Source organism: Cypionkella sinensis (assembly GCF_042646385.1).
Taxonomy (GTDB): domain Bacteria; phylum Pseudomonadota; class Alphaproteobacteria; order Rhodobacterales; family Rhodobacteraceae; genus Cypionkella; species Cypionkella sinensis.
This window is the reverse complement of record NZ_JBHRTO010000001.1, coordinates 2960987-2982000: the sequence shown is the minus strand read 5'-3', so window position 1 is coordinate 2982000 and position 21014 is coordinate 2960987. Positions and strand designations below refer to the sequence as shown.

Here is a 21014-nt window from a genome sequence, read left to right as displayed (position 1 = left end):
GGGCATTCCCTATATGGGGATTGCAGAGAGTGGAGATAGCGATGACGCAAAAGGCAACACGTGGCGCCGTCATGGGCGGGCTGGCAATCGTTGCGGCCATGATCGGCTGGCAGGCGTTTGCCGAAGCCAACCGGGTGACCTTCCCGGAGAACATCGACGAACTGGAGCAATACACCACCGTCACGCGCGACGAGGTCGAAGACATACTGACCAGCCGCGAAGCCATCGAGGCGGCGAAGAAGGGCCAGCCCATGCCCTATGGCACGCATGTCGTCATCCGCTTTCACCGCGATGGTGCTATAACGCGGTACTTCGTCATGCAAAAGGGCGAAGGCTGGGGCGCCGACTATCCCAACGGCCGGACGGACGACTGGCAGTTCCAGTGGTTCAACGCCGACCGGACGGTCAATCTGGATGAGAACACCGCGCGTTGCCAAGCCTGTCACAGCGGGCGCGCCGACGACCAGTTCGTCTTTACCTACGACGCCTTGCAGGCACACGAATAGCGCGGCCCTTAGGCTAACCCGCCCGTTCCGGAGCAGTCCATGACCCCCCGCCCGTCCCTCCGTCTTGTCCTTGACCTGACCGCCGCCTGTCTTCTGGTGGCGAGCTTGGCCTATTGGTGGCTGGGCAATACGGCGCATGAACTGTTTGGCACCGGCCTTTTTCTGCTGATGTTTGCGCATAACGGGTTCAACCGGCGCTGGTATGGCCGGCTTGGCAGGACCGGCCGCGAGCCGCGTGGCAAGGTGACCATCGCACTCAATCTGACGCTGATGGTGACGATGATCGCCCTGCTGATCACCAGCATCGTGGTCTCGCGGGTCGTGTTCGGTTTCCTGCCCCTGGATGCGGGCGTGACCTCGCGCCAGTTGCATCTTTTGGCGGCTTACTGGGAGGTGCTTCTGGTCGGATTGCATATTGGCTTGAATTGGCAGATCGTGATCAACATCGCCCGCAGCCGTTTCGATATGGTGCGCCCAAGCTCCCGATGGCGGGCGCTGGCTTGGGTCGCGGTGCTGTGCATCACCGGGACCGGGCTTCACAGCGCTTATGCGATGGACCTGGGGGCGAAGCTCTTGAACCAGACAACGCTGGAGATGTGGGATTTCAACACGGCCACACCCCGGTTCTTTCTGAACTGGTTCTCTATCCTGGGGATGTGCGCCGTGATGGGGCACCAGGGTGCCAAGCTGCTGCGTCGCTCGCCTGTTCATGCAAAAGGATAATGTCGATGGAAATCTTTCGTGCCGCCAGCAGGCCCTCCAGCGCAGGGCCTGCGGACTGGTTCACCGGCAAGGTGCGGGTGGACCCGCTGTTCAACCCGGCCGCCCCTGACCGGGTGCAAGGCGCTCATGTCACCTTCGAGCCGGGCGCCCGCACAGCCTGGCATACCCATCCCCTGGGCCAAACGCTGATCGTGACCTTCGGCAGCGGTCTGGTGCAGCGGATGGGCGGTCCGGTCGAGGGCATCCGCCAGGGCGATGTCATCTGGTTCGCCCCGAATGAACGGCACTGGCACGGGGCCGCCGCCGATACCGGCATGAGCCACATTGCCATTCAGGAAGTGCAGGATGGCAAGGTCGTCACCTGGATGGATCACGTTACCGACGCCGAATACGGCGCTTGAACCCAAAGGAAAGAAACAATGTACGCAACTGTCATGCACGGCCCCGGCGATGTCCGATATGAACGCGTCGAGGACCCGAAGATCCTGAAACCCACGGACGCGATCATCAAGCTGGCGGCAACCTGCATCTGCGGCTCTGACCTCTGGTCTTACCGCGGCCTGCAAAAGCAGGATGTACCCTCGCATATGGGCCACGAATACTGCGGTGTGGTCGTCGAAGTCGGCTCCGATGTGCGGACGATCAAACCCGGCCAGTTCGTCGTGGGCTCGTTCTGCCTGTCCGACAACACCTGCCCGCATTGCCAGTTCGGCTTCCAGTCCTCGTGTCAGCAGCGCGAGTTCATGACCGGCGCACAGGCCCCCTATGCCCGCGTCCCGTTGGCCGATGGCACGCTGGTGGCAACCCAGGACATCCCCGATGCCAGCATGATCCCGCATTTGCTGGCGGTGTCGGATGTGCTGGGCACCGGATGGTTCGGCGCGGTAGCCGCGAACGTGCGCGAGGGCGGGACGGTCGTCGTGGTCGGTGATGGCGCGGTGGGGCTGATGGGGGTCATGGCTGCGCAACAACTGGGCGCGGGCCGGATCATCGCCATGAGCCGGCATGAAAGCCGTGCAGCGCTCGCCCGGGAATTCGGCGCCACCGATATCGTGACAGAGCGCGGAGAAGACGGCATCGGCCGGATCATGGATCTGACCAATGGCGTCGGCGCGGAGTCGGTGATCGAGGCCGTCGGCATGGAACAATCCATGCAGCAGGCCATGGGCGTCTGCCGCCCCGGTGGGTCCATTGGCTATGTCGGCGTGCCGCATGGGGTGACATTTGACGGCCAGCAGCTGTTTTTCAAACAGCAACGCATGCTGGGCGGTCCGGCCCCTGTGCGCCGCTTTCTGCCTGACCTGATGGACCGGGTTCTGCAAGGCAAGATCCAGCCCGGCAAGGTGTTCGACCAGATCTTGCCCATCGCCGAGGTGGCCGAGGGCTACAAGGCGATGGACGAGCGCCGCGCCATCAAGACCATGCTCGTCGTGGAGTAATGGCACGACCGACGTCTTCGGCATGACCGCCAGGGCCCTCGCAAAACCCATCAGCCACGGTCGCAATACTATGAAGGCCAACCACAGCCAGGCATCGACCGATGCCTGGCGCACGCCGGGTTCAAGGTGACGGCCAAAAAGGCATACACCTAAACCTCCGCCATAGCTCGAGCCTTGGCCACAAAGGCGCAAAAGCTGGGGCCGATAAAGGCATCGGTGATGGCGGCGGTTTTTCCCCGTCGCATGCCGACGTCCAGGCGATCCTTAGGGTCGATCTCTACGGCGTTGCGACGGTGATTTAAGAGCTCGGCAAGGTGATCCCAAGGATAGCATGGGTGTCGTGCTATCGTCGTAATCCTGCAAACATAGACGCGCATTCCACCCTAAGCAGAGGGCGCCTTTTGCAACTGCGCCTGCCGACGCCTTGCTGTGTTTGCGGGTCAGGCACTTCGCCATGCAATGACCGTTTTGGACAGAGATCATCGACCGAGCCCGGATCGTTGCAAGGGCCCGATCCTCTATTCCCCCGGCAGCCCGGAAGTTCTAACCGTGATGTCTGGTCAGGCAGGCTGCCTGCATCCGCACGCTGGAAGGTTTCCCATGGCTGTCAAACCCATGTTGCACCCGCGCAACCAACACCGTCAGGGGTATGACTTCGACCGCCTGATCGTGAAGTCTCCGGGACTGGCGGCATTCGCGACAAGAAACCCGCGTGGTCAGATGACGATCGACTTTCAGGACGTGGAGGCGGTCCGTATGCTCAACCGCGCGCTCTTGATGACGCACTACGGGGTTGAGTTCTGGGATATTCCTGCCTCTTACCTTTGCCCCCCGATCCCGGGGCGCGTCGATTACATCCACTACCTGGCGGATCTGCTTGCGGAAACGAATGGCCAGGTAATTCCGCTTGGGCCCGAAATCAAGGCGCTGGATATCGGGACGGGTGCCAGCCTTGTCTATCCGCTGACGGGTCGGCATGAATATGGTTGGGACTTCACGGGCGTCGATATCGATCCGGTCTCGATCAAATCGGCGCGGCAAATCTGCGAACGAAACGGGCTGAACATAACGCTCAAACTTCAGGAAAACGCCGAGGATATCTTTCACGGCGTTGTCTCTCGGGATGATCGTTTCCATGTCACCCTCTGCAACCCCCCGTTCCATGCCTCGCTTGCACAGGCGAAAGAGGGCACGCAGCGCAAGTGGCGCAATCTTGGCAAGGGCCAGTCTGCCGAACTCAATTTCGGCGGCCAGAATGCCGAACTCTGGTGCCCGGGTGGCGAAATCGGCTTCATCGCCCGAATGATCGGGCAGAGCATGGATTTCGCCGAACAATGCCTGTGGTTCACCTGTCTCGTGTCCAAGAAAGACAGCCTCAAGCCACTCTTCAGACTGCTGAAGAAAGCGCAGGTTGCCGAATTCAAGGTTGTCGAAATGGCGCAGGGCCAGAAGACCAGCCGATTCATCGCCTGGACTTATCATCCAGAAGGGCAACGATCCCTATAGTTGGATCGGGCTCGGCAACAGATCAGCGCCGAGACACTCCTCAGTGTAAAGTGCTGCGATCCATGAAGAGCGACCGCTTTAGGCAACGCCGCAACGAAATGGCGGCACGCTCTCACCGTCCGCTTTGGGCCGATCACGTCTAGTGGTGCAATTCGACGCATAGGGCGGAGAGCCGCCTGACGGCAGAGAAGCGTGGCTCTTGCAGCGACACCTGAAAAGCGGGCATTCATGCAAGGCGCGGCTAAGCTGGAGCTTGATGACAGAAAACGGGTGGAGAGCAAGCTGACCGCGCTGCAGCAATTGTCCTGCGTCGCCTTTATCCGCTGCCGCCTGTGGCTAGGCCATCAAAGGAAAGCAGGACAGGACCGTTATAAAAATAGAGTTTGAGCCAGCGCAGCGCCAAAGGGGGATATTCGGGGGGATAGACTTATATTAGGTTTTCCCAACCTACTGTAAATTAACAATATTCCTAAGAATATTGGTGCCGCTGAAGGGACTCGAACCCCCGACCCCATCATTACGAATGACGTGCTCTACCAGCTGAGCTACAGCGGCACTTTCTGGTGGCCCCTCGTATGGTGCGACTAAATTGAAGTCAAGCCCCTGCCATACCGTTCAATTCGCGCTGCGAGCAACGGCGGCAAGGTCGATAATCTCGGGCTCCTCTGGCTCAGCAGGCTCTGGCGCGGTTGCAACCACCGGCGCGTTGACAAGCAGTGGCAGCAGTTCTGCCCCGGTGACACTCGGGCCGCTGGTCTCAAGCGGCTCACGCCAGCTAAGCGTGTCAAAGCCGCCACAATTCTCGCAGATCGGTTGCCACAGGCTGTGAATGGCCTGACACTTGTCGCAGCACCATTGCGGCCCGCGTGGCGCCGTCAGCGCCTTCGACATCCATCCGCGCACTACGGCGTCATCGCTGCCCTCGCCACGCTCGATCGCTGCCATGATCGCCAATGCGCGCTGCGTGGGATGCATGGTGATCAGATCCCCCAAGGCCCGGCGTGCATCGGGGAATTCTTCGGCGGTGATGTTCAGCTCGGCCAACAGCAGACGGGTTTCGTCGCTGTCGGGATGCAGTGTTGTCAGCGCGCGGAAACGTTTCAACCGCGCGTGTGGATCCTCATCAGTTTCAATCTCGGCGAAGGCTGCCGCGATTTCCGGGTGCGGCGTCATTTCCCACGCCTTTTTCAGCACACGGGTCGCAGACTTCTTGTCGCCCGCTTCAATCAGCGCACGCCCCGCCATCACGGCTGCAGGGATCAGATCGGGGGACTTCCGGTTCGCCTCGATCGCGGCCTCGCGGGCCTCGACGGTCGCGGTTTCGTCCATCACCCCGCGCGCCTCTTGCAAGGCCAATACGGCATCGCGGCGGCGATAGACATCCTTGGGCAGCGCGCCAGCTTTCAGCTTGGCCCCAAGCGTCACCCGCGCGCCTTTCCAATCAGCTTTTTCAGATTGCAGCTTCAGCAGAATGTCTTGCGTTTCAGAATGCTTGGGTTTCAGCGCAAAGGCCTTCTCTGCCAAAGCCAAAGCCGTGTCGGTATCGCCTTCCGCCAGCTTTTGCTTCATCAAGCCGCGAATACCGACAAAGCGCGAGGAATCCGTGGCGAGCAAAGTCTTGTAGGCCTCTGTCGCGCGCTTGGTATCACCCGCAGCCTCTGCCGCCTGCGCGACAAGCAAAGTCGTCAATTCGGGCCGCTCAAGATACTTCGCCGCCCGCTGCGCGCGCATCAGCGCCAGACGCCCCTCGCCCGCGGCAAGCGCCATCAGCCCATCATTCAGCGCCTGATAGCCCTTGCGCTCGCGATTGCGGTCAAAGTAGCGCGAGATTGCCGTTTCATCGCCATTGAGAAATCGCAAGGTGGCCACCACAAAGCCCACCAGCTTCATCAGCCCCCACAACGCCACCACCAGCAACAACAGCAAAATGGCGGTCTGTAACGGCCCAAGGGTGAATTCCCATCCGCCCATGGCAATCCGCACGCCTTCGTCGCTGTGCAGCAACATATCGGCGCCATAGGTCAGCCCAGCAATCGCGGCGATGAACAACAGAACCTTGACCAAAGACCAGATCATTGTGCGCCCCTTATTGCATGGCTGTGGCAAGCGCTGCGACGGCCGCAACAGCTTCCTGCCGTTTCTGCGCCATTGCCTGCCAATCTGCGAGCGCCGCTTGCGCCTCTGGCGGAAGTGCCGCGATTTCCTTCAGCGCGGCGGCAACGTCTCCAGCCGTCAAGGCAGCTTCGGCCCGCGACAGGATTGCATCAGGATCGCTGCCCTCACGCGGGGTCAAAGAACGCGCGCCGGTTTGGGTCCGCAAGAAATTTGACACACGGTCAGACCAGTTTTCACCCATGTTTGCCCGCAGCGCAGCCTCCAACGCGGCGCGCGACGCCGCCGGGAAGGCATCTTGCAAGGCAGCGATCGTTGGCAGGCCGGTCTCAGCATTTTCTGCCAGAACAGCAGGCACTTCGCCCAAAGCGGGCAGGGCCGAGGCATAAGCCGCGCCACTATCCAGCGCCGCCTGCACCCGGCCCAGAGCCGCACGCGCTTCGGCCGCTTTGGCGGTTGCCTCAGCATCTGCCTTGATCTGCGCCGCGGTCGCTTCAGCCTGCTTCAGAACTTCATCCGCCGCCGCCTTTTGCGCCGCAAGGGCTGCGGCGGAAGGCGCGCCGCCGGCGGGGGGCGTTGCCTCAACCGCCGCCAAGCGCTGTTCTAACGCGGCAATCTGCTGCTGAAGCGGGGCCAGATCCGGGGCGGCTTGATCGGCCAGTGCCGCAACGCGCGCCTCTAAATCGCTGTCAGGTCCGGCGACGGGGCGTGCCGCAAGCTCTGCAACCTGCGCCTTCAGACCTTCGGTTTCGGCCTGCTGCGCCGCAAGTGCCGCTTGCAGCGCCGATGTGTCCTGAATGGGCCATCCGCCCGGCACATACTGCGCCAGACCATAACCGATCCCCGCAGCAATCACGCCACCCAGAACTGGGGCAAACCAGCCTGCCCTGCGAACTGGGTCTTTGCGCACCGGGTCTTTGGGGCTTTCAGGCTCGGATACCAGCACGGGTGGGGCCTCAAGCTCGCTTCGTTCAGTGTCAGTCATCGCAGACCTCGATTTTGCGCCTCGGGCCATCGCAGTCTGGCCACCCTTATGGTCAAGGTAGGCCGAGGTCCGCAGCGGTTCAAGAAGCCAAAGAGACGCGCACCGCTTCAACCGCCCGTATCATGGCTGCACTGTCAGGTCGAAGCGCGATTTCGCGCAAGCTGGTGGGAAAATCAAAGGCTTCGGCAACTGCCGGGCTAAGCGCCGCAAGGCAAATTGGCGCGGTTGCCGCCACACGACGCAATTCGCCTACCATCAACCGGGCAGAGCGGGGTGAGAAGATCGGCAAGATTACCGGCGACGCGCCCTGTAACAGCCCGGCGGCTTCGTCGGTCAGATTCTGGGCGATCTGGTGGTAGACGATCACCGAAACCGTTTCTTTTCCGGCTGAAATTAGTCTGCGCTCCAGATCACCTGCGCTGTCCTGCCCGCGCAGCAGCAACAGCCGCCCAACGGGTGCCGCGGCGTTGATAAGTGCCAGCAGATCATCCGCCGCCCCCATCGCCGACTGTGCGTCAAAGCCCTGCGCCCGCGCAGCCTCTGCCGTGCGATTGCCGACGCAGAACGCGCGCTTTGGCAGAACACCCCCAGCGGCGGAAATCCGCCCGGCGGCTTCGGCCCCGGTTTCTGAGGTCAATATGATGGCCGCAAACTCGCCCGCTGGCACTGGCGGCGACAAAAACTCGGGCCGCATCAACGGCGAAATCACTGCGCCGCCAATCTGATCTGCAAACCTTTCGCTTTGCGCCAAAGGCCGGGTCAGCAGAATGGTGGGTTGGGATTGTCTGGCCATGGCCTTGGTGTTACCTGCGATAGAGCAAGCAATCAACGGCAGAGCATGACGGGATCTCTTACCTTTCTGGGCATTGAATCCAGTTGCGACGACACCGCCGCCGCCGTGATCCGTCATGCGCCGGGGCTGCCTGCGCAGATTCTGGCATCGGTTGTCGAAGGGCAGACTGCGCTGCACGCGGCGTTTGGCGGCGTGGTGCCGGAGATTGCCGCGCGCGCCCATGCTGAACGGCTGGATCATTGCGTGGAACAGGCATTGGCCGAAAGTGGGGTCACTCTGGCCGATCTGGACGGCATCGCGGTGACGGCTGGACCGGGGCTGATTGGTGGCGTGTTGTCTGGCGTGATGTTGGCGCGGGGTCTGTCGATGGCAACCGGGTTGCCGATTGTTGGCGTAAACCACCTTGCCGGTCACGCGCTGACGCCACGGTTGACCGATCAACTGGCGTTTCCCTATCTGATGCTGCTGGTTTCCGGTGGGCATTGCCAGTTTCTGATTGTCCATTCCGAACAACGCTTCGAACGGCTCGGCGGCACGATTGACGACGCGCCCGGCGAGGCGTTTGACAAGACTGCCAAGCTTTTGGGGTTAAACCAGCCAGGTGGGCCCGCGGTGCAAACGGAGGCGACCTTGGGCGATGCCAAGCGTTTTGCGTTCCCGCGCCCGCTGTTGGATCGGCCGGGCTGCGATATGTCGTTCTCGGGGCTGAAAACCGCCCTGTTGCGCGCGCGGGATGCGGTGATGGCTGAAAAGGGCGGGCTTACGGTGCAAGACCGTCGCGACCTTTGCGCCGGGTTTCAGGCGGCGGTTGCTGACGTGTTGGCAGAGAAAACGCGCCGTGCGCTTGAGGTTTATGCAGCCCTCAACCCCGAGCAACCGGCTTTGGCCGTAGCCGGTGGTGTGGCGGCAAACACCGCCGTTCGGGCGCGGTTGGAAACGGTTTGTGCGCAGGCGGGCGTTTCATTTCTGGCACCACCGCTGCGGCTTTGCACGGACAACGCAGCGATGATCGCCTGGGCCGGGATCGAACGGTTTCGTGCGGGGGACTATAGCCCGGCCGATCTGGTCGCACGCCCGCGCTGGCCCTTGGACGCGACGGCGGCACCCTTGCTTGGGTCGGGCAAAAAGGGGGCCAAGGCATGATCGGCATTGTCGGCGCGGGCGCGTTTGGCACGGCTTTGGCGGTGGCTTTGGGCCGCGAAGGGCGCGCGGTGACGCTGTGGGCGCGTGACGGCGCACATGTGGCCGAGATGGCGCGCACGCGCGCCAATGCGGGGCGGTTGCCCGGCGTGGCCTTTCCCGACTCGATTACAGTCACGGCAGGCATCGCTGACCTGAAACAGGCTGAGGCTGTGTTACTGTCGCTGCCGATGCAGGCCTTGCGCGGGTTTTTGCAGCACAATCCCGGCCTGAACGGCCAGCCTTTGGTCGCTTGTTGCAAGGGTGTTGACCTGCTGACCCTGAAAGGGCCAACCGCGCTCATCGCGGCGGCCTGCCCAAACTCGGTAACGGCCATTCTGACCGGACCCAGTTTTGCCGCCGATATTGCGCGCGGTTTACCGACGGCGCTGACGCTGGCCAGTGCGGATGGCGAAGCGTTGCAGCACCTGCTTTCGACACCAACGTTGCGGCTTTATCGGACGACCGATGTCATCGGTGCTGAACTGGGTGGCGCGTTGAAAAACGTCATCGCCATCGCGGCGGGCGTGGTGATGGGCGCGGGCTTGGGCGATTCCGCCCGCGCGGCGCTGATGACGCGGGGCTATGCCGAGATGGTGCGGTTGGCGCAGGCCTTGGGGGCGCGGGCTGAAACCTTGGCAGGGCTGTCAGGCTTTGGCGATCTGGTGCTGACCTGCACCTCGGCGCAGTCACGGAATTTCCGATTTGGCCAGGCGCTGGGGGCGGGGCAAGGTTTTGACCCGACCGTCACTGTCGAGGGTGCCGCAACGGCGAAAGCTGTGCATAACATGGCCAAGAGCATGGACATTGACATGCCGATCACCAGCATGATTGCCGCGCTGATCGACAATCAGATCACCTTGCCGCAGGCGATCACCGCCCTGCTGACCCGCCCTTTGAAACAGGAGTAACCGATGCGCGTCGCCCTTATCTGCAAAGACAAACCCGGCCATCTGCAAACCCGGCTGGACAACCGCGCCGCGCATCTGGCGCATATTGAGGCATCCGGTGTGGTGGAAATGGCGGGGCCGTTTCTGCACGAAGGTGCGATGACGGGCAGCCTTGTGGTGCTGAATGTTGAGACCTTGGCCGAGGCAGAAGCCTGGGCGGCGGCGGACCCTTATGCTTTGGCTGGGTTGTTTGAAAGCGTGATGATCAGCGAATGGAAGAAGGTCATCGGCTGATGGGCTACTGGCTGTTCAAATCCGAACCTGACACCTGGGGCTGGCCTGATCAGGTTGCGCGGGGCGATGCGGGGGAAGAATGGCATGGCGTGCGCAACTATCAGGCGCGCAACAATATGCGGGCGATGAAGGTGGGGGACCGCGGGTTTTTCTACCACTCTAACATCGGCAAAGAGATTGTTGGCATTGTCGAGGTGTGCCGGGAATCGCAGCCCGATAGCACCACCGATGATCCACGCTGGGATTGTGTGTGCATCCGTGCGGTGCAGCCCTTGCTGCGCCCCGTGACGCTGGAGACGTGCAAGGTGCAGCCGGGGCTGGAAAAGATGGTTCTGATCAACAATTCTCGCCTGTCGGTGCAGCCGGTCACGGCGGACGAATGGCGGATCATCTGTGATCTGGGTGGTTTGGCATGATTGGAAATGGGAGGCCCGTTACCCCTAAAGGACCCCCCATCCACCCCACGTGCTACCCTCAGCACCACACGTGTTCTGTAAAAGGTCCTAGGCTACTGCCTGTTCGTTCAAGCTAGCCAAAACGCCCGAGTCGCGCAAATGCCGAGTGTCCGGCATTTGGCGCAAATTCGATGGATCAGTGCTTTACGTCAGGCAGGAAGAATGCAGCCAAGCCCAGCAGGGGCAGGTAGGCGCAAATCTTGTAGACCGCGACAATGCCCCAGGCATCGGCCAGAACGCCCAAGCCCGCTGCACCAAAGGCCGCGATGCCAAAGGCCAGCCCGAACAGCAAGCCCGCCACCATGCCAGTGCTTTGCGGCATCAGATCCTGCGCATAGACCACCATCGCGGGGAAGGCAGAGGCCAGCATCAGACCCGCCAAGGCCGCAACCACAACGGTTGGCACCAAGGGCAGATAGGGCATGGCCAGCGTCAAGGGCAGGATGCCAAGGATCGACCACAGGATCACCTTGCGGCGACCGATCCTGTCACCGATGGGGCCGCCGATGATGGTGCCGGCGGCTACGGCAGCCAAGAAGATGAACAGGCAGACTTGGGATTGACCGACGGTCAGGCCAAAACGCTCAATCAGGTAGAAGGTGTAGTAGTTCGACAGCGAAACCGAATAGAGGAATTTCGAGGTCATCAGCACGATCAGCAGGAACATCCCCAACTGCACCGTCGCCTTTGGCACCGCCACGGCCGCACGGGCGCGGCTGCGACGGGCGAGTGCGCGACCAGCGCCGACAGCCGTATACCAGCGGCCCACCAGCCACAGCAGCGCCATGCCCAGCATCGCCACACCCGCGAACCATTCGATCGAGACTTGCCCACGCTCCATCACCACAAAGGCGGCGGCCAAGGGGCCAAGCGCCGATCCGGCGTTGCCGCCGACCTGAAACATGGATTGTGCAAATCCGGGGCGCATTCCTGCAGCCAGACGGGCGATCCGCGATGCCTCGGGGTGGAAGATCGACGAGCCAAGTCCGATCATCGCGACAGAGGCCAGCACGGCCTCAAAACTTTGCGCATGGGCCAGCAGCACCAGCCCGACGCCGGTAGAGGCCATGCCGGCGGCCAAAGCGTAAGGAAGGGGGCGTTTGTCGGTGTAAAGCCCGACCAAGGGTTGCAGGATCGAGGCCGTGCCCTGAAATACCAAGGTGATCAGGCCGATCTGCGCAAAGGACAACGCGAGGTTATCCTTCAGCAGCGGATAGGCTGCCGGGATCAGGGATTGCATCAGATCATTCAGAAGATGCCCCAAGGCGACAGCCAGAATGATCGGAACCACCGTAGCGTCAGCGGATTGCGTGGGGTGAGGGGCGGCAGACATGGAAAGACCTTTCGCAGAAAGCCCCGCGAAAGACCTTTCGCAGAAAGCCCCGCACAATCGCGCGGCTTTCTGGAAATGGCAATGTCTGACAAACCAGTATGGGTCTGACAAACCAGTATGGGTCTGGCAAACCAGTATGGCGCGCAGATTACTTGTTGTAGATGGCTTCTTTGCCGAAATGCTTGGTCAGCATGTAATAGACCACGGCGCGATATTTGTTGCGCTCGCCCCGGCCATAGGTGTCGATCACGGCGTTGATCGCCTCCATCAAGGCGGGGCTGTCGGTCAGACCCAGCTTTTTGACGAGGAAGTTGTTCTTGACGGTTTCCAACTCGGACTTGTCCGAAGCTGCGACGGTTTCGCTGTCGGCACTATAGATCGCGGGGCCGCAGCCGATGGTGACTTTGGTCAGCAGATCCATGTCAGGATTGATCTTGCACTTGGTCTTCAGATCTTCGGCATATTTCGCGATCAGATCGTCACGCTTGCTCATTCTATTCTCCCCTCGTTTTTTTCACACCGTTGAAAGCTGCCGCTTCGGGCAGGGTGGGCGCACAGTAGGCGATGGAATAAAACGCTCAAAGGGAAATATGGCCGCAGGTTCCCCCCTGCGCGGAAGGCATCTGAGACAGGCGGCATGACAAAGGCCCAAGGATCGCCCCCGGGCCTTTTTGGTGTAAGAGACGATTGGACAAAGCCCTTGCCTGATCTGCGAAAGTCATTCCCATCTGGGAATGACTTGTGCTATTCGCCTGATTTTAGCGCGATTTCCACAACATCTTGTGGTTTTGCGAAAATCAGTAGCGGTAATGCTCGGCCTTGAACGGGCCTTCGACCTTGACGCCGATATAGTCGGCTTGATCTTTGCGCAGCTCTGTCAGCTTGACGCCGATCTTCTTCAGATGCAGGCGAGCGACTTTCTCATCCAGTTCTTTCGGCAGAATATAGACGCCGGGGGCATAGGTTTCGCCCTTGGTCCACAGTTCGATCTGCGCGAGAACCTGGTTGGTGAACGAGGCCGACATCACGAAAGACGGGTGGCCGGTGGCGTTGCCAAGGTTCAGCAAGCGGCCTTCCGACAGCAGGATGATGCGATTGCCCGAGGGCATCTCGATCATGTCCACTTGTTCCTTGATGTTGGTCCATTTGTGGTTGCGCAGGCTGGCCACCTGAATTTCGTTGTCGAAGTGGCCGATGTTGCCGACGATGGCCATATCCTTCATCTCGCGCAGATGCTCGATGCGGATCACGTCGCGGTTGCCGGTGGTGGTGATGAAGATGTCGGCGGATGCCACTTCGTCTTCCAGCAGGGTGACTTCATAGCCATCCATCGCGGCTTGCAGTGCGCAGATCGGGTCAACTTCGGTGACTTTCACACGGGCACCGGCGCCACGCAGGGACGCAGCCGAGCCTTTGCCCACGTCGCCATAACCGCAGACCACAGCAACCTTGCCGGCCATCATCGTGTCGGTGGCGCGGCGGATGCCATCAACCAGCGATTCCTTGCAGCCGTATTTGTTGTCGAATTTCGACTTGGTGACAGAGTCGTTGACGTTGATCGCCGGGAACGGCAGTTGGCCGTTCTTGTGCAGTTCATACAGGCGATGAACGCCCGTGGTGGTTTCTTCGGACACGCCTTTGATCGCCGCCTTGGTCTTGGTGAAGAAACCGGGGGTTTCTTTCATCCGCTTGGCAATCTGCTTCTTGATGACTTCTTCTTCCTCGGATTGCGGCACCGGGATGATCTCTTCACCAGCCTCGGCGCGCGCGCCCAGCAGAACGTAGAGCGTGGCGTCACCGCCATCGTCGAGGATCATGTTCGCGCCTTCGGGGAACATGAAGCTTTTGTCGAGGTAATCCCAATGCTCGGTCAGGGTCTGGCCCTTCACCGCAAAGACCGGGATTCCGGCGGCGGCAATGGCGGCGGCTGCGTGATCCTGGGTCGAGAAGATGTTGCAAGATGCCCAGCGCACATCAGCGCCCAAAGCCACCAGCGTTTCGATCAGCGCGGCGGTCTGGATCGTCATGTGCAGCGAACCGACAATGCGCGCGCCTTTCAGCGGCTTGGATGCGCCGAACTCTTCGCGGCAGGCCATCAGGCCCGGCATTTCGGTTTCGGCGATGGTCAGTTCCTTGCGGCCGAACGCGGCCAGCGCAATGTCTTTTACAACGTAATCATTCGCCATCTGGCGCACTCCTTGATCCTATGGTTGCGGGGCAGATAGCATTTACAGGGGCTCTCGACAACACGGGCGTTGAATGGCACCAAAATGGCAAAAGGGGGCAGCATGAAACAACCACGCGCATGGCAACGGATGCTGTCTGGGCGCAGGCTTGACCTGCTGGACCCGACGCCGATGGATATCGAGATTGAAGATATTGCGCATGGGCTGGCGTTTGTGGCGCGCTGGAACGGGCAAACGCGGGGGGACTTCGCCTATTCGGTGGCGGAACATTCGCTGCTGGTCGAGCAGATTTACGCGCGGCAGAACCCGGCGAATGTTAGGTGGCAACTGGCCGCACTGCTGCATGATGCGCCGGAATATGTGATCGGCGATATGATCAGCCCGGTGAAATCGGCGGTTGGCCCGAATTATGGCGAATTGGATTTGCGGCTGACGGCGGCGGTGCATCTGCGCTTTGGTCTGCCTGCGGTGCTGCCTGTGCTGGTGAAGAAAGCGATCAAGGCGGCGGACAAGATTTCGGCTTGGCTGGAGGCGGTGCAGATCGCGGGGTTTTCGGAAAGTGAGGCCGACAAGCTGTTCGGGCGACCAGATTCTGCGGTGATGCGTGGGCTAGAGATCAAATTGAGACCGCCCGCACAGGTGCGGGCGGATTATGTCGCGCGGCATTTGGAATTGCTGGCGGCACTCAAGATCTAGAACCGTTCGCTGTTTTGCTTGGTCCAACGGGTTTCCGTCGGGCGGGTCGGAAAGCGATCGCGCGGGGTGGGGGCCGGGCTGCCGCGCAGGGCGATCAGCAGGGCATCTGCGAGAATGTTTAACATGACTTGCTCCTGTATTCGTGTCGTCATAGGGTTTTTATAGCGCATTTTGGCGCGGCCTCCGAGTCAGCGAAATTTTCCAACTGTTAGGTTAGCTATCATGTCTGTGGATTGGAAAAGCTTTCCCTCGCTGACTGCGCTGCGGGCGTTTGAGGCGGCAGCGCGGTTGCAGAACTTTTCGCGGGCGGCGCGCGATCTAAATGTGACCCATGCTGCGATCGCCCAACAGGTGCGCTGTCTGGAGGCCGATCTGGGGCGCGAGTTGATCTATCGGCAGGGGCGCGGGCTGGCGCTGACGGCTGAGGGGGCAAAGCTGGCGCAGGCGCTGACCGATGGCTTTCACGGCATCGAAGTTGCGGTGAACGAGTTGCGCGGTGCTGATCCCAATGCGCCGTTGCGGGTGACGCTGACCCCGGCTTTCGCCGCGCAATGGCTGATCCCGCGACTGGGGGCGTTCTGGAAAGCACATCCCGAAATTGGCCTGTCGCTGCATCCCGAACATCGCGTGATGGATCTGCGCCGCGACGGGCTTGATCTGGCCATTCGCTTTGGAGACGGCAAATGGCCGGGGGTCGAGGCGGATTTTCTGACCTCGGCGCAGTATATCATCGTCGCGGCACCGTCGCTGTTGCAAGGGCGCAAAAACCTGACGCCTGCCGAGATGTCATCGATGCCGTGGGTGATTGAGCCGGATTGGCCCGAAGCGCTGGTTTGGCTGCGCAGCTTTGGGCTAAAGCCGGATGCGATGAACATCACCTATATTCCCACCGAGGAATTGGCACTTTCAGCCGCACGGCAAGGATTGGGTCTGCATGTTGAAGCCGCAGCACTGATGGAAAAGGATCTGGCAACCGGCGATCTGATTGCAGTGGGCGAAATCAAGGATGAAAGTCTGGCCTATTATCTTGTGACCAGACCGGGGCCAAAACGTGCCGAGTTGAAAACCTTTATGAAATGGCTAAAGGCCGCCATTTAGGGCGGCCCATAACCGTGAATCACACAAAGGTTGGATAAGCGATCAGATCGCCATATCGTCGGGTTGCTTGCCAGCAGCCAATGCAGCGGCGAACCAACGCGGTTTGCGACCACGGCCTGACCAGGTGTCCGACGCATCATCAGGATTGGCATATTTCGCAACAGCCGGAGACCGCTTGCGCGTGACCGAAGCGCCGGTCAATTCTGCCAGAGAGAAGCCTTTTGCGCGGGCAAATTCTTCAATCTCGGCAAGCGCCTCTTTCTTTTTGCGATCTTCAAAATTCGCAATGGCCTTTGCCACTTGAGATTGCAAATCTTTCAACTCTTTAAGCGACAGATTGTTGATATCAATGGCCATGTCAGCATCCTTTCAGGATAAGTTTGCCGCGTTCTAAGCCGAATGAGGTTTTTATTCAAGAGTCGGTTTATTTCGGACTTCTTTTGGCAAGAATTCGCTGCAAGGTGCGGCGATGCATTGAAAGTCTACGTGCCGTTTCCGAGACGTTGCGATCGCACATCTCATATACCCGTTGAATATGCTCCCAGCGCACGCGATCTGCCGACATGGGATTTTCGGGCGGTGTGGGAATCGCAGCGCCCTTGGCAAGCAAGGCTTGGGTTACATCATTGGCGTCTGCGGGTTTTGACAGATAGTCGGTCGCACCAATCTTCACCGCGGCGACTGCCGTGGCAATCGCGCCATAGCCCGTCAGCACCACGATCCGGCTATCTGGCCGACGCTCGCGCAGGGTTTCGACGACATCCAGCCCGTTGCCATCTTCAAGACGCAAGTCAATCACCGCATAAGCAGGCGGGCGCGCCAAGGCGATTGCACGGCCTGCGGCAACGCTTCCGGCGGTCTCGGGCAGGAAACCACGCTTTTCCATCGCTTTGGCCAAACGCTTGACGAATACCTCATCGTCATCGACCAGCAACAAGCTGCGATCCGGTCCCAGTTCTGCGCCAAGATCGTCTGCCATGAAATCCCCCGTTCTGCTTATTTCAACTTAGGCCGCGCGACCCCTTGCGTCAAATCGCGGCTAGCTTTTCTCGATAAAACACGCGGTACGATCTGCGATTTGCTGTGCAGTGTCATCGCGCGTGAAGAAATCTGCAAAACCGGTTCCCGGCAACATCAGATAAGTGAAGGTCGAATGGTCCATCAGATAATACTGATCCCCGGTTTCTTGCTTTTTGTAATAGGTCTTGTAGGCGCGCGAGGCGGCCTGCACCTGTTCGGGCGTGCCAGTCAGGCCAATCATGTTGGGATGCAGATTGGCGGTGAAATCTTTCAGGGCTTCGGGCGTGTCGCGCTCTGGGTCGATGGTGATGAAAACCGGGGTCACATCAAGCCCCTTGGCTTTCAGAAGATCCACCGCTTCGGCATTGCGCGCGTTGTCCAGCGGGCACACATCCGGGCAAAAGCTGTAGCCAAAATAGACCAGCGACGGCTTGGCCAGAACATCCTTGTCGGTCACGGTCTTGCCGTCTTCGTCCACCAGTGTGAATGGCCCGCCGATATCGCCAGCGCCCCCCGCCACAACCGAGGTGCGGCAATCAGCAAAAGGATCGTTGGCCGAGCGTTGCAGCGCCACGTAATAAGTACCACCCAAAAGCCCTGCCACCGCCACAACGGCCAAACCCGCATAGATTTTCAGCATGATACCCTCTTTGTTGCGCATTGATCCTCAGCGGACCTCGCCCTATCAAGCGTAAAGCCGCTGCAAAAGCCAGCCCCCGAAAAGGCGCCGCATGTCGATCCAGCGTGACATAACCGCCCAGTCTGCACATTTCCGGCCCGAGCGCGCGGATTGGTTGCGGCTGCGCACGCTGATCTTTCAGCGCTGGATGGCAAGCTTTGGCCAGTTGGCGGCGCTTCTGGTGGCCACACGCTATTATGAAATGCAATTGCCGTTGGGGTTTTGCTTTCTTGCGGTTGGTCTGGCGGTGATTGCCAATCTGACGGCGGTTTTCGTGTTTCCGCAGAACAAGCGGTTGTCAGAGAATGAGGCCTTGCTGACGCTGCTGTTTGACCTCACGCAACTGTGTTTCCTGCTGTTTCTGACCGGCGGGTTGACCAACCCGTTTGCCTTGCTGGTTTTGGCACCGGTTACGGTTTCGGCAAGCGCGCTGGAATTGCGCAGCACGTTGATTCTGGGCGGGTTGGCCGCGGTGTTTGTCAGCTTTATCGGTCTGGTCAACGTGCCGCTGCGATTGGCCGATGGCACGATCTTCACCGCGCCGGGGCTGTTCACCTTTGGCTTCTGGCTGTCATTGCTGATCGGCATCGCCTTTCTGGGCCTTTATTCGCGCCGGGTGGCCACCGAGATGCGCCTGATGTCGGACGCCTTGCTGGCGACGCAAATGGCGCTGGCGCGTGAACAAAAGCTGACCGATCTGGGCGGCGTGGTGGCTGCCGCCGCGCATGAACTGGGCACGCCTTTGGCAACGATCAAGCTGATCAGCAGCGAGTTGATGGATGAATTGGCAGATCACCCTGACTTGGCCGAGGATGCCCGGCTGATCAGTGAGCAGGCGAACCGCTGTCGTGAAATCCTGCGCTCGATGGGCAAAGCGGGGAAGGATGATCTGCTGCTGCGGCAAGCGCCTTTGGAAGCCGTGCTGCAAGAGGCCGCCGAGCCGCATATGTCGCGCGGAATTGAAGTGATCTTTACAACGGCAGGCACTGGGGCGGCTCCGATCGTGCAGCGCCGGCCGGAGCTGATCCACGGGTTGCGTAATCTGGTGCAGAATGCGGTTGATTTTGCGCGCAGCAAGGTGTGGGTTGATGCGCAATTTACCCCGGATCGAATTCTGCTGCGGATCATTGATGATGGCGACGGCTTTCCGCCACAGGTGCTTGGCCGGATTGGCGACCCGTTTGTGCGCTCGCGTCGGGATGCACAGGATCTGGCGCAACGCCCGGAATATGAGGGCATGGGTCTTGGCCTGTTCATCGCAAAGACGCTTTTGGAGCGGACCGGTGCCGAATTGTCTTTCGCCAACGCCGCCGATCCGTTTCTGACGCCCGCAGAACGCCCGGCCCGGTCGGGCGCTATTGTGGAAGTGACTTGGCAGGCCGCGGAAATTTTGGCCGAGATGTCGGGCGGCCTTGGCGAAAATCAGCCTTTTCTGGAATGATTTATAAAGGCCACGCTCGGCTACATCCTTAACCCCGTGTTAACGATCTATTCCTTAGGTTGATTGATAGATGGGGAATTCCCACCAGGATGGGGTGATCGGATGATTTTTCCGCTTATACTTGCTGTTGTCGCGGCCGCGTCGACGGCAGCCGGTATTGGAATTTTGGCATTGTGGTTGTTTCCGCCGCAAGAAAGCGCCACGCAAGCCAGCATGTTTGGTGACTTTGCCACCGAGACCCTGTTCCTGTTTGACGGTGAGGTGATGATTGACAGCACCGCCACCGCACGCGCGCTGCTGGCCTCAAGCCCGATCAAGGGGCCGGCGTGGGGGCAGTTGATGGCATTCCTGTCGGCACGATTTGAGAACCTTGAGGCGCAGTTGCAGCGTGTGCCGCATGATGGCGTGGTAGAGCTTACGACCAAACAGGGCGCCAAGCCATTGATTCTAAGAGCGGAACACGTGGGCGGGCTGACGCGATTCACCCTGATCGACGCCAGCAAAGATGGGCACACCGCGGCGGTCGATGCCTTGGCGCAGCGCGCGATGCTGGATGAACTGACGCTGTTGCGGGATACTGTTGCGACCGCGCCCATGTTGCTGTGGCGCGAGAATGCCGCGGGTGACGTGGTTTGGGCGAATGGGCCCTATCTGCTGCAAGCCTGCGCCTTTCAGGATGAGGGCAAAGAACTGGGTTGGCCGCTGCCAAGGTTGTTCAATCGCGTGGCGGCGAAATCTGGCAAGGATCAACGCCAAAGCCTGTCAGTTTTGGGCCAGCCGACGCTGTGGTTTGACATCTCGAGCAAACCAGAGGGGGATGGCGATCTGATGTTTGCGATTCCCGCTGATGCGGCGGTGCAGGCAGAAGGTGCCTTGCGCGATTTCATGCAAACGCTGACGAAGACTTTCGCGCAACTACCCATCGGCCTTGCGATTTTTGACCGTCAACGCAAGTTGCAGCTGTTCAACCCTGCCCTGATGGATTTGACGCATCTTCCTCCTGATTTCCTGTCGCTGCGACCCTCTTTGCTGGCCGTGCTGGATGCGATGCGCGATCGCAAGATGCTGCCCGAGCCAAAGGATTACCGGGATTGGCGGCGGCAGATCGTCGATATTGAAAAGGCGGCGGCGAGTGGGCTTTACGAAGAAACTTGGAGCCTGCCCGATGGCCAGACCTATCGGGTAACAGGGCGGCCGCATCCGAATGGCGCGCTTGCGCTGCTGATCGAGGACATCTCGTCGGAGATGCTGCGAACCCGGCGTTATCGCGCTGATCTGGAGCTTGGCCAATCGGTGATCGATCATATGGACGAAGCGATTGCGGTGTTTTCACAATCGGGCCAGTTGGTGATGTCGAACAACAGCTATGCGGCGCTGTGGGGCCACGACCCGGCTGACACCTTGGGCGATACCACTGTTCGGATGCTTTCAGCACATTGGCGGATGCAATCGGCGCCAAGTGCGATATGGGCCGAGGTGGAGGAGTATGTGGCGACGGTTGGGGATCGTGACAGTTGGCGCGGCGAGGTGCGGCTGCTGGATGGTCGGATGATCGGCTGCCGCTTTGCCCCCTTGGCGGGCGGCTCGACCTTGGCATCGTTCAGGTCCCTGACGCCAGCCGAACAGGGACAGACCCGGTTGGCCGAAGGGGCCGGCTTACGGCGGGCCTGAACTTCGCG

General features: G+C 60.4%; 23 protein-coding genes and 1 tRNA gene. 13 read left to right on the top strand and 11 right to left on the bottom strand.

Annotated elements, in window-relative coordinates:
- Window positions 1–41 precede the first annotated feature (41 nt).
- From ACFOGH_RS14760 to rlmF, 5 genes are all read left to right on the top strand, one after another.
- On the top strand, window positions 42–506 hold the full coding sequence (locus tag ACFOGH_RS14760; protein WP_380073842.1) for a cytochrome P460 family protein: 465 nt from the start codon (window positions 42–44) through the stop codon (window positions 504–506).
- Window positions 507–545: 39 nt separating this feature from the next.
- On the top strand, window positions 546–1229 hold the full coding sequence (locus ACFOGH_RS14755; RefSeq protein ID WP_380073841.1) for a DUF4405 domain-containing protein: 684 nt from the start codon (window positions 546–548) through the stop codon (window positions 1227–1229).
- A 5-nt stretch (window positions 1230–1234) separates the two neighbouring features.
- Window positions 1235–1630 (top strand): (R)-mandelonitrile lyase, encoded by a 396-nt coding sequence (locus ACFOGH_RS14750; RefSeq protein ID WP_380073840.1) that lies wholly within the window; start codon window positions 1235–1237, stop codon window positions 1628–1630.
- An 18-nt stretch (window positions 1631–1648) separates the two neighbouring features.
- Complete coding sequence (locus ACFOGH_RS14745) at window positions 1649–2668, top strand: zinc-dependent alcohol dehydrogenase family protein (RefSeq protein ID WP_380073839.1); 1020 nt, start codon at window positions 1649–1651, stop codon at window positions 2666–2668.
- Window positions 2669–3127: 459 nt separating this feature from the next.
- Window positions 3128–4174: a 23S rRNA (adenine(1618)-N(6))-methyltransferase RlmF gene (gene rlmF / locus ACFOGH_RS14740; protein WP_380073838.1), complete on the top strand. Its 1047-nt coding sequence runs from the start codon at window positions 3128–3130 to the stop codon at window positions 4172–4174.
- A gap of 479 nt (window positions 4175–4653) precedes the next feature.
- On the opposite strand, the gene ACFOGH_RS14735 is transcribed toward rlmF, so the two are convergent.
- The 4 genes from ACFOGH_RS14735 to ACFOGH_RS14720 all read right to left on the bottom strand — a co-directional run bounded on the left by ACFOGH_RS14735 (window position 4654) and on the right by ACFOGH_RS14720 (window position 8064).
- Window positions 4654–4729: transfer RNA gene (locus tag ACFOGH_RS14735), tRNA-Thr, on the bottom strand.
- A gap of 60 nt (window positions 4730–4789) precedes the next feature.
- Entirely contained in the window at window positions 4790–6250 is a 1461-nt protein-coding gene (locus tag ACFOGH_RS14730; RefSeq protein ID WP_380073837.1) for a heme biosynthesis protein HemY, read from the bottom strand.
- Between the two features lie 10 nt (window positions 6251–6260).
- Window positions 6261–7271, bottom strand: coding sequence for a COG4223 family protein (locus ACFOGH_RS14725; protein WP_380073836.1), 1011 nt, complete (start codon window positions 7269–7271; stop codon window positions 6261–6263).
- A 79-nt stretch (window positions 7272–7350) separates the two neighbouring features.
- Window positions 7351–8064, bottom strand: coding sequence for a uroporphyrinogen-III synthase (locus ACFOGH_RS14720; protein ID WP_380073835.1), 714 nt, complete (start codon window positions 8062–8064; stop codon window positions 7351–7353).
- A 45-nt stretch (window positions 8065–8109) separates the two neighbouring features.
- On the opposite strand from ACFOGH_RS14720, the gene tsaD reads away from it, so the two are divergent.
- From tsaD to ACFOGH_RS14700, 4 genes are read left to right on the top strand one after another with little or no spacing between them, the layout of a single operon-like run.
- Window positions 8110–9207 carry a tRNA (adenosine(37)-N6)-threonylcarbamoyltransferase complex transferase subunit TsaD gene (gene tsaD, locus ACFOGH_RS14715; RefSeq protein ID WP_380073834.1) on the top strand — a complete coding sequence of 366 codons (1098 nt, stop codon included), beginning with the start codon at window positions 8110–8112 and terminating at the stop codon, window positions 9205–9207.
- Window positions 9204–10154 (top strand): NAD(P)H-dependent glycerol-3-phosphate dehydrogenase, encoded by a 951-nt coding sequence (locus tag ACFOGH_RS14710; RefSeq protein WP_380073833.1) that lies wholly within the window; start codon window positions 9204–9206, stop codon window positions 10152–10154. Before tsaD ends, ACFOGH_RS14710 begins: the two co-directional genes overlap by 4 nt.
- A gap of 3 nt (window positions 10155–10157) precedes the next feature.
- The gene (locus ACFOGH_RS14705; protein ID WP_380073832.1) at window positions 10158–10427 is read left to right on the top strand and encodes a YciI family protein; all 270 of its coding nucleotides are present in this window, start codon (window positions 10158–10160) and stop codon (window positions 10425–10427) included.
- The gene (locus ACFOGH_RS14700; RefSeq protein WP_380074012.1) at window positions 10427–10843 is read left to right on the top strand and encodes an EVE domain-containing protein; all 417 of its coding nucleotides are present in this window, start codon (window positions 10427–10429) and stop codon (window positions 10841–10843) included. Before ACFOGH_RS14705 ends, ACFOGH_RS14700 begins: the two co-directional genes overlap by 1 nt.
- Window positions 10844–11018: 175 nt before the next feature.
- On the opposite strand, the gene ACFOGH_RS14695 is transcribed toward ACFOGH_RS14700, so the two are convergent.
- From ACFOGH_RS14695 to ahcY, 3 genes are all read right to left on the bottom strand, one after another.
- Window positions 11019–12215: an MFS transporter gene (locus tag ACFOGH_RS14695; RefSeq protein ID WP_380073831.1), complete on the bottom strand. Its 1197-nt coding sequence runs from the start codon at window positions 12213–12215 to the stop codon at window positions 11019–11021.
- Between the two features lie 148 nt (window positions 12216–12363).
- Window positions 12364–12708: a DUF2853 family protein gene (locus tag ACFOGH_RS14690; protein WP_380073830.1), complete on the bottom strand. Its 345-nt coding sequence runs from the start codon at window positions 12706–12708 to the stop codon at window positions 12364–12366.
- Window positions 12709–13012: 304 nt separating this feature from the next.
- Window positions 13013–14401 (bottom strand): adenosylhomocysteinase, encoded by a 1389-nt coding sequence (ahcY, locus tag ACFOGH_RS14685; RefSeq protein ID WP_380073829.1) that lies wholly within the window; start codon window positions 14399–14401, stop codon window positions 13013–13015.
- A 102-nt stretch (window positions 14402–14503) separates the two neighbouring features.
- Here ahcY and ACFOGH_RS14680 point away from each other — a divergent pair, with 102 nt between their 5' ends.
- The gene (locus ACFOGH_RS14680; RefSeq protein WP_380073828.1) at window positions 14504–15097 is read left to right on the top strand and encodes a hypothetical protein; all 594 of its coding nucleotides are present in this window, start codon (window positions 14504–14506) and stop codon (window positions 15095–15097) included.
- On the opposite strand, the gene ACFOGH_RS14675 is transcribed toward ACFOGH_RS14680, so the two are convergent.
- A complete protein-coding gene (locus tag ACFOGH_RS14675; RefSeq protein ID WP_380073827.1) occupies window positions 15094–15222 on the bottom strand; it encodes a hypothetical protein in 129 nt (42 codons plus the stop codon). The genes ACFOGH_RS14680 and ACFOGH_RS14675 overlap by 4 nt on opposite strands.
- A 97-nt stretch (window positions 15223–15319) precedes the next feature.
- Here ACFOGH_RS14675 and ACFOGH_RS14670 point away from each other — a divergent pair, with 97 nt between their 5' ends.
- Entirely contained in the window at window positions 15320–16195 is an 876-nt protein-coding gene (locus tag ACFOGH_RS14670) for a LysR family transcriptional regulator (protein WP_380073826.1), read from the top strand.
- Window positions 16196–16237: 42 nt separating this feature from the next.
- On the opposite strand, the gene ACFOGH_RS14665 is transcribed toward ACFOGH_RS14670, so the two are convergent.
- The 3 genes from ACFOGH_RS14665 to ACFOGH_RS14655 form a co-directional block, all read right to left on the bottom strand.
- A complete protein-coding gene (locus ACFOGH_RS14665; protein ID WP_380073825.1) occupies window positions 16238–16552 on the bottom strand; it encodes an H-NS histone family protein in 315 nt (104 codons plus the stop codon).
- Window positions 16553–16619: 67 nt separating this feature from the next.
- Entirely contained in the window at window positions 16620–17174 is a 555-nt protein-coding gene (locus tag ACFOGH_RS14660) for an ActR/PrrA/RegA family redox response regulator transcription factor (protein ID WP_380073824.1), read from the bottom strand.
- A gap of 60 nt (window positions 17175–17234) precedes the next feature.
- Window positions 17235–17855, bottom strand: a complete 621-nt coding sequence (locus ACFOGH_RS14655) for an SCO family protein (protein ID WP_380073823.1) — start codon at window positions 17853–17855, stop codon at window positions 17235–17237.
- A 91-nt stretch (window positions 17856–17946) separates the two neighbouring features.
- On the opposite strand from ACFOGH_RS14655, the gene regB reads away from it, so the two are divergent.
- Window positions 17947–19335: a sensor histidine kinase RegB gene (regB, locus tag ACFOGH_RS14650; protein WP_380073822.1), complete on the top strand. Its 1389-nt coding sequence runs from the start codon at window positions 17947–17949 to the stop codon at window positions 19333–19335.
- Window positions 19336–19548: 213 nt separating this feature from the next.
- Complete coding sequence (locus ACFOGH_RS14645) at window positions 19549–21006, top strand: PAS-domain containing protein (protein ID WP_380073821.1); 1458 nt, start codon at window positions 19549–19551, stop codon at window positions 21004–21006.
- Window positions 21007–21014: the final 8 nt, after the last annotated feature.